This is a genomic window from Nocardiopsis halotolerans DSM 44410, from assembly GCF_000341065.1.
Taxonomy (GTDB): domain Bacteria; phylum Actinomycetota; class Actinomycetes; order Streptosporangiales; family Streptosporangiaceae; genus Nocardiopsis; species Nocardiopsis halotolerans.
This window is the reverse complement of record NZ_ANAX01000329.1, coordinates 25,562-33,407: the sequence shown is the minus strand read 5'-3', so window position 1 is coordinate 33,407 and position 7,846 is coordinate 25,562. Positions and strand designations below refer to the sequence as shown.

Annotated in this window: 7 protein-coding genes; 4 read left to right on the top strand and 3 right to left on the bottom strand. The window is 73.8% G+C overall.

Features of this window, described 5'->3' with window-relative positions; all coding sequences use genetic code 11:
• Positions 1-214: hypothetical protein (locus tag D455_RS33265; RefSeq protein ID WP_152487151.1), on the bottom strand; the 214-nt coding region annotated here is incomplete at its 3' end.
• Positions 215-425: 211 nt separating this feature from the next.
• Entirely contained in the window at positions 426-1,496 is a 1,071-nt protein-coding gene (cobC, locus tag D455_RS31585; protein WP_017573300.1) for an Rv2231c family pyridoxal phosphate-dependent protein CobC, read from the bottom strand.
• Between the two features lie 202 nt (positions 1,497-1,698).
• Between cobC and D455_RS0124410 the strand changes: the two genes are divergently transcribed.
• Both D455_RS0124410 and D455_RS0124405 read left to right on the top strand, forming a co-directional pair.
• Complete coding sequence (locus D455_RS0124410; RefSeq protein ID WP_017573299.1) at positions 1,699-2,793, top strand: peptidoglycan recognition protein family protein; 1,095 nt, start codon at positions 1,699-1,701, stop codon at positions 2,791-2,793.
• A gap of 456 nt (positions 2,794-3,249) precedes the next feature.
• On the top strand, positions 3,250-3,825 hold the full coding sequence (locus D455_RS0124405) for a GNAT family N-acetyltransferase (RefSeq protein ID WP_017573298.1): 576 nt from the start codon (positions 3,250-3,252) through the stop codon (positions 3,823-3,825).
• Between the two features lie 16 nt (positions 3,826-3,841).
• Here D455_RS0124405 and D455_RS0124400 read toward each other — a convergent pair whose 3' ends face one another.
• On the bottom strand, positions 3,842-4,132 hold the full coding sequence (locus D455_RS0124400) for a DUF6504 family protein (protein WP_017573297.1): 291 nt from the start codon (positions 4,130-4,132) through the stop codon (positions 3,842-3,844).
• Positions 4,133-4,529: 397 nt separating this feature from the next.
• On the opposite strand from D455_RS0124400, the gene D455_RS0124395 reads away from it, so the two are divergent.
• Together D455_RS0124395 and D455_RS0124390 are read left to right on the top strand one after the other, a co-directional pair.
• Complete coding sequence (locus D455_RS0124395) at positions 4,530-6,743, top strand: serine/threonine-protein kinase (RefSeq protein ID WP_017573296.1); 2,214 nt, start codon at positions 4,530-4,532, stop codon at positions 6,741-6,743.
• Positions 6,744-6,835: 92 nt separating this feature from the next.
• Positions 6,836-7,801, top strand: a complete 966-nt coding sequence (locus tag D455_RS0124390) for a quinone oxidoreductase family protein (protein WP_017573295.1) — start codon at positions 6,836-6,838, stop codon at positions 7,799-7,801.
• Positions 7,802-7,846: the final 45 nt, after the last annotated feature.

The window sequence follows — 7,846 nt, the reverse complement described above, 5'->3', positions numbered from 1 at the left end:
GGGGCGGCGGGGGCTGGGACGGGGGCTGCCGGAACGGGTTGCCGGCGGGGACGCGTGGGGGCTGGGCCCGGGCGCCGCGCCCGCTCTCGGGGAGTCCGTCCAGCAGGCCGCCGAGCCGGGGACCGGCTCCTGGTACGGGGCCGCCGGACCTCCTGCGGGGCGCGTCCTCGCCCTCGTCGACGCGCCGGGCGTCCTCGCGGTCATCTCTGGTCATGATCGCTCCCCGAAAGAGGTGTCTCGACGGCCCGTCCCCGCCTGATCCGGCATCGACCGGTAAGCGTAGTCCGCCGTGCCCCACGCCGTGCGCGGACCCCGCGCCCAAGTCATCACCAACTGTGCCAGAGTCCGCGCGGGCACGCGGTGGGTACAAAAGGCACGCCCCCTTCGACAGTCGTGCACCTTTCGTCCCGATACGGACGCGGACGTCACCCGGGTTGGTCGGCCGGTGCTTCCACGCACCGTCCGGAACCCCGGGCGGCGAGCAGTTCACGCAGGGCGCGGACGAGGACGCGATGGGTACCGGGGTCGCGCACCGCCACACGGAACCACTCCGGCCCGAGGCCGGGGAAGGTGTCGCCGCGGCGGACCGCGATCCCCCGTTCCCTGAGGCCGGCCCGCAGCCGGTCGGCATCCGGTGCGCCGACCAGAAGGAACGACGCCCTGGCCGACGGGACCACGGACAGACCCAGACTCCGCAGACCCTCGGCGAGGTCGTCGCGGTGCGCGGCCAGGGAGACCGCCCACGCGTCCGCCTCGGCCACCGCCTCCGGCGCGCAGCACGCCTCCATCGCGACCAGAGCGGGCGTGGACACCGACCACAGGGGCTGGGCCCGTTCCAGCCGGGCGACCAGGTCGGGAGCGGCGAGCAGGTATCCGGCGCGCAGTCCGGCCAGCGACCAGGTCTTGGTGAGGCTGCGCACCACCACCAGGCCCGGCAGGTCGCCGCGGGAGGCGAGCGACTCGGTCTCGCCGGGGACGCAGTCGGCGAAGGCCTCGTCCACGACCAGCACGCGGCCCGGGCGCGCCAGTCCGGCCAGGACGGCACCGGGGTGGAGCACGGAGGTGGGGTTGGTCGGGTTGCCCACCACGACCAGGTCGGCGTCCTCGGGGACCAGCGCGGGATCGAGCGCGAAGTCCGGTCGCAGCAGCACCCGCTCCACGGTGTGCCCGGCGGCGCGCAGGGCGGCCTCGGGCTCGGTGAACTGGGGGTGCACGACGACCGCCCGCCGGGGGGTCAGTGCCCGCGCGAGCAGGACGAAGGCCTCGGCGGCCCCCGCGGTGAGCAGGACGGCGTCCGTCTCGCGGCCGTGGCGCCGGGCGACCGCGTTCCGGGCCCGGGAGGGGTCGGGGTAGGCGCCGAGGCTCGTCAGGGAGTCGGCGACGCGTCGGCCCAGCCAGGCCGGAGGCGCCTGGCTCCGCACGTTGACGGCGAGGTCGAGCAGCCCGTCGCCGACCTCGGCGTCGCCGTGGTGGCGCAGGTCGTGACTCGTGTCCATGTGCTCTCCCGCTCCGCGTGTCCCCTGTTGCCCGGCGAAACCACCGCACACTACGACATCGCCGCCCTTCCCCCACCACGGGGCTGTCCCCAACCACGGATTCGGGCCTGTCGTCAGTGGTGTGGATCACCGTGCTGTGGAAGGGTTTCGTGGTCCCCCAACGCCCGGACGCCCCTCGAACGAACCGAAGGAACGGACCACGATGCGCAGACGCACCCTTCTGGCCGGTGCCACCGCCGCCGCGGGCATGACCGCGTTGGGCACCACGCTCGCCTCCTCACGCCCCGCCCTGGCCGGGGAGTCCACCGACCGCGTGGTCCCGCGGGTGCTGGCGGAGAACTCCGCCTCGGACGGACTCGTCCGGCCGGACCTGCGCTTCGACATGGTGGCCGTCACCGGGAGGCCCAAGGAGACCGACACGGCGGTGCGTTTCGAGACCGCCGAGGGTCTGGGTGCCTGGAAGCCGGTGCACCTCCACGCCGGGGGCCGCGACGACCGGGAGCCGGTCGCGGGTGCGCTGGTGCGCGCGCCCCGGGGAGCCGTCGGATACGAGGTGCGGTCGGGGAGGGAGACGGCCGCCGTGAACCTGAGTGACGGCGAGGGGCTGCGTTTCGGCGGCCCCTCACTGGTGTCGCTGTCCGCGGAGTCCTCCGGGGTGACGCGAGCACGCATCCCCTTCCGTACCCGCGCGGGCTGGGGCGCCGACGAGTCCTGGCGCTTCGACGAGGCGGGCGAGAACCTGTGGGAGGCGGAGTTCCACCCGGTGCAGGCACTGACCGTGCACCACACCGCCATGGCGACGGGGGACGACCACGCGGCGGACGTGCGCGCCGTGTACCACCTGCACGCGGTGCGGCAGGCCTGGGGCGACATCGGCTACCACGTACTCATCGACCCCGACGGGGTGGTCTACGAGGGCCGCCACTCGGGTGAGGACGGTGTACCGGTCTTCTCCGGGTTCCCGCTTCCGGGCCGGGCCCGTTCGGTGACCGCCGGGCACGCCTACGGGTTCAACCAGGGCAACGTGGGCGTGTGCCTGCTCGGGGACTTCACCGAGGAGCTGCCCACACGGGCCGCACAGGACTCCCTGGTCAACGTGTTGCGTGTGCTGTGCGCGCTGACGGGCCTGGACCCGGCGGGGCGGATCGAGTACGTGAACCCGGGTACGGGCGTGGTCACGCCGGGGGACGCGATCTCGCGGCACCGCGACTGGCTGGCGACCGAGTGCCCGGGCAACGCGTTCGCCGAGGTGTTCGACAGCGCCGTCCGCCAGCGCGTCGTCGAGGGCCTGTCCTAGCGGGCTGACCGGATACGTCGCCGGTGTGTCTGAAGCGCTCCGCCCTCGGATGACCGTGTACCCACGGCGAGGCCGGAGCGTCGGGACTCGCCACGAGCACGGGAAACGCCAGCTGGTGGACGTGGTCCACCGGGCGGTGGTCGCTGGCCAAGCCGGGCGGCGTCAGGCTGAGGTACCCGTTCGGCCTGCCGCTTGGCACGGAAGCGTCACGGCGTGTGAGGCGGTCACCGCACCGGCGTCGTTCTCCGGGGCCTTCCCGATCCCGGGTTCGGGCGTCCGGGAACGGAGGTTCGTGGACGCCCGAACCATCCCGCGGACGCTGACGCCCGGCGGGCATGCGGTCCCCCGGAGCGCCCTCCGAGGACGGGCCCGGTGCCCCGGGTGTCGTGAAGAACACGGTGAGGACTCCCCTGGTCGGCGCGTATCGTGAGCGCTCCCCGACCCGTTGGGAGAGGCGTGACCACCACCCACGACAGACAGATCCTGCCGTCCGTGATCCTGGAGACCGAGCGTCTGCGGCTGCGCGCGTTCGTCGAGGACGACATCGACGACGTGTACGCCTCCTGCACCGACCCCGGTCTCCAGAGGTGGATCCCCCTCCCCGGCCCCGGTGTGCCCTACACCCGGGAGGAGGCCGAGGCGTGGTGCCGCGAGACGGCCCCCGCCCTGCGCACCGGCGGTGACGGCCAGCAGTGGGCCATGGTGGAGCGCGCGACCGGTCGGCTGGTGGGTTCGATGGGCCTGGTACGCGTCCAGTGGGCCGCGATGAACACCGAGGTCGGCTACTGGACCGCCCCCTGGAGCCGCGGTCGTGGGTACGCGACCGAGGGGGCCGTGGCCGTCTCCCGCTGGGCGTTGGAGCAGGGCTTCCGGAGGGTGGAGATCAAGGCCGCCACCGGGAACACCGGGTCGCGCCGGGTCGCGGAGCGCGCCGGGTTCACCCTGGAGGGCGTCGAACGCAGCGCGATGCCGCTGCACGAGGGCCGCGCCGACCTGGCCGTGTACAGCCTCCTGCCCACCGACCTGGGGTGAGCCGGAAAGACGCGCCCTAACCCCACACCCGGGAGAGCAGCCACGCTCCGGTCGCCGTGTCGTGGCGCAGTTCGTACACCCCCTGGGACTGGGCCGTGCCGGCCTCCACCCGCCAGTGCCTGCGTTCGGGTATCTGGGATCCGTGCGCCGGGGCCCAGTCCATGCGCAGGGTGACCCAGTGTTCGAGGATCCTGCGCACCCCGTACACCCTGCCGTTCCAGGTGAACCGGGCCGGGCGCCCGTCGTCCTCGACGACGGTGACCTCCGCCCCGTAGTAGCGTCCCACGACACTTCCCCTCAGCATCATCCGCCTCCTGTCAGTCCCGGCACACGCCACCGGGACACCCACCCGTGGGGAAGACGCGGACAGGTGTTCGAACGTGTGTTCTAACCCTAGCGAAACCAGGGCTCCCGTGGAACTGTTTCGCCGTGGGAGGCGTCCTCCGCTCCGGAAGGCGACACGTCCGCCCTCCGCGCGTCCACCCCGGGCCGGTACGCTGGGCGACCAGCCCCCGGCACCCGCGACCCCCGCCCGGACGACCACCCCGTCACGAACCCTCCGGGGCGGGACGGCACGCCCCCGCCCGACGGCCCCCGGCCCGGCGCCGGGGAACCCTGAGGGCCGCAGTCCGAAACGCGCCCGCGTGCCGGCGTCGGTACGCTGTTAGCGCGAACTCCACGATTCAGGTGAGGGACCCCCAACTGTGACGTCGAACGGGCACCAGAGCGGCAAACCCCTGCGTGCGGGGGACCCGCGCGAACTCGACGGTTACCGCATCGTGAGCCGTCTCGGCCGGGGCGGCATGGGCACCGTCTACCTCGCCCAGGACCCCTCCGACCGCCTCGTCGCCGTCAAGCTCATCCACCCCGACCTGGCCGACGACGAGTCCTTCCGCCTGCGCTTCGCCCGCGAGGTCGAGTCCGCCCGCCGCGTGGCCCGCTTCTCCACGGCGGGGGTCATCGACGCGCGCCTGGAGGGCGAGCCGCTCCTCATCGTCTCGGAGTACGTGCCGGGCCCGAACCTGGACGAGGCGGTCCGCGAGGACGGCCCGATGGCGGGCGGCACCCTGGAGAGCCTGGCCATGGGCGTGGCCGCGGCGCTCACCGCCATCCACGGTTCCGGAGTGGTCCACCGCGACCTCAAGCCCGCGAACGTCCTGCTCTCCCCCGTCGGCCCGAAGGTCATCGACTTCGGCATCGCCCGCGCCCTGGACGACACCGGCAACGCGGTCACCCGCTCCAGCCAGATCATGGGCACGCCCTCCTACCTGGCTCCGGAACTGATCCTGGGCGAGCAGGCCACCGCCGCCGCCGACATCTTCGCGTGGGGCTGCCTGGTGGCGTTCGCCGGAACCGGATCGGCCCCCTTCGACGCTCCCACGGTGCCCGCGGTCCTGCACAGGATCTCCTCCGCGCCGCCGTGCCTGGACGGCCTGGACCCGAGCCTGCACGACCTGGTCGGCTCGGCCCTGGAGAAGGACCCGGCCAACCGCCCCACCTCCAAGCAGCTCCTGGCACGGCTGACCGGCCAGGAGGAGCCGGAGGAGACCGAGGTCAACCGCACCATCAGCACCTCGTGGGCCCCGCCGGGCGTCATCCCCGCCGCCGGGAGCCGAGACGCGGGAGCCGAGGCGCGGGAGGGCGGACCCGCCGCCCACCAGGCACCGAGCGGCCCCCAGCCCGCGGGCGGAGTGCAGCAGGGCGGCGGACCACGGCCGGGCGCGGTGACGCCACCCGACGGCCGTTCCCTCCAGGCGCGGCAACCGCCCCGGACGCCTGCCACGCCCCCGTACGTCCAGCAGACCTGGGTGGAGGGCCAGCCCGGGGGCCGGGGTCTCCCGCCCTCGGGTGCCGCGACGCCGTACGGCGGGCACCCCGCGCAGGGCCCCGGACTGGGCCAGCAGCCGCCGGGCCACCACGGCCCCTCGGGCGGGTACCCCGCCCAGACCCGGCAGATGCACGGCGCGCACCCGTCCCCGCCGTACGGCCAGCCCGCCTTCGGCGCGCACTCCGGCCCCGGAGGGCCGGGGACCCCGCCCGGACCCGGTGGCCCGGACCCGTCGCCCGGCCACCCCGACGGTTCCCCGAAGCGCCGCGGGAGGGCGCTGGTGATCGGTGCGGCCGTGGGCGCGGTCGCCCTGGTGGCCGCCGTGGGCGGCGTGGTCCTGCTGAACGGCGGGCCGAAGATCCCGGAGAACACCGTCCCCGAGTACAACCCCGACTTCAGCTCCGACCCCGGCTGGGTCAGCGACACCTACGAGCAGGGGGAGTCCGACGGCTACTGGGCCGAGCAGGAGGGCGTGATCCTCGCACTCGACCCCACCAACCAGCCCAGTCGTGGCGAGGTCGTGTCCCTGGACCGCGAGGAGGAGCTGCCCGGCAGCGTCCTGGTCAGCACCAGCGTGTACGCGGTCATGGGTCCCGAGCAGGCCCTGTTCGGCGTGCGTTGCTGGGACAACGACGGCGAGGACGGTCGCAGCCAGTACGAGGCCCTGGTGCGCTACGACGGCCTGGGCGCGTCGATCCGCCGGATGAGTGAGGTGGAGGGCGACAACGTCCTCGCGGACACCACCGAGGTACCGGGCTACGAGCCCTACCCGCTCTTCGACGCGTCCCTACGCGGCGGGTCCGGCTACGACGCGGACAATCCCCTCGACTTCGACCACCAGAGCATCCCCACCAACACCGTCACCATGGCCTGCCGCTTCAGCGAGGCAGGCGACACCATGGAACTGTCCCTGTGGGTCAACGAGGAGCACGTACTGACCACGGTGGACGAGAACCCCCTCCCCGACGACGCCGAGGACGTCGAGGACCGCCGCAGGGTCGGTTTCGTGACCCGGAAGGGACCGGGCACCCAGCCGCTCGCCGCCTTCTTCGCCGACTTCTCCCTCCACCGGATCATCGAGGAACGCTGAGGAGACGGGGCGACCCGCGCCGCCCCGCCGTGGCCGGTCCCGGCTCCGTGCTGACATGATGCCGGAAACCGACCGGAAGGAGCAGTGGACCCATGCGTGCCATCGTGATCGAGGAGAACGGCGGACCCGAGGTACTGAGGCTGTCCGAGAGGCCCGATCCGGAGCCGGGCCCCGGTGAGGTCCTGGTCGACGTGGCGGCCCGCGGGGTCAACTTCATCGACATCTACCAGCGCAGCGGCCTGTACGACGTCCCGTTCCCCTTCGTCCCGGGGATGGAGGCCGCCGGTGTGATCGCCGCCGTCGGCGAGGGCGTCACCGACCTGTCCGTCGGGCAGCGGGTCGGCTGGGCGATGTCCCCCGGCGCCTACGCCGACCTGGCCGTGGTCCCGGCGTCCCTGGTCGTCCCCGTCCCGGACGCGGTTCCCACCGAGCAGGCCGCCGCCCTGCTCCTCCAGGGCATGACCGCCCACTACCTCGTCCACTCGGTGTACCCGGTGGCCGAGGGTGACACCGTGCTGGTGCACGCGGCGGCGGGCGGTACCGGGCGGCTGGTCACCCAGCTGGCCAGGGAGCGCGGCGCGCGCGTCATCGGCACCGTGTCCACCGAGGAGAAGGAGCGCGTCGCCCGGGAGGCGGGTGCGGACGAGGTGATCCGCTACACCGAGACGCCCGTGGCCGAGGCGGTACGCGACCTCACCGACGGCGCGGGCGTCGCCGCGGTCTACGACGGCGTCGGCCGGGACACCTTCGACGCCAGCCTGGCCTCGCTGCGCCCGCGCGGTGTGCTGGCGCTGTTCGGCCAGTCCTCCGGCGCGGTGGCCCCGGTGGACCCGCAGCGGCTCAACTCCGCCGGTTCGGTGTACCTGACCCGTCCCTCGCTGGCCTACTTCGTGGCCGACCGCGAGGAGTTGCTGGGCCGGGCCCGCGACCTGTTCGAGCTGGTGTCGGCGGGCCGTCTGGACGTACGGGTCGGGGGCCGATACCCGCTCTCCGACGCGGGGGCCGCCCAGGGCGACCTGGCCTCGCGCAGGACCACCGGCAAGCTCCTGCTGGTCTGAGCCCGTCGCCCCGGGGAACGCGGAAGGGGGGAGGGCGTCGGCCCT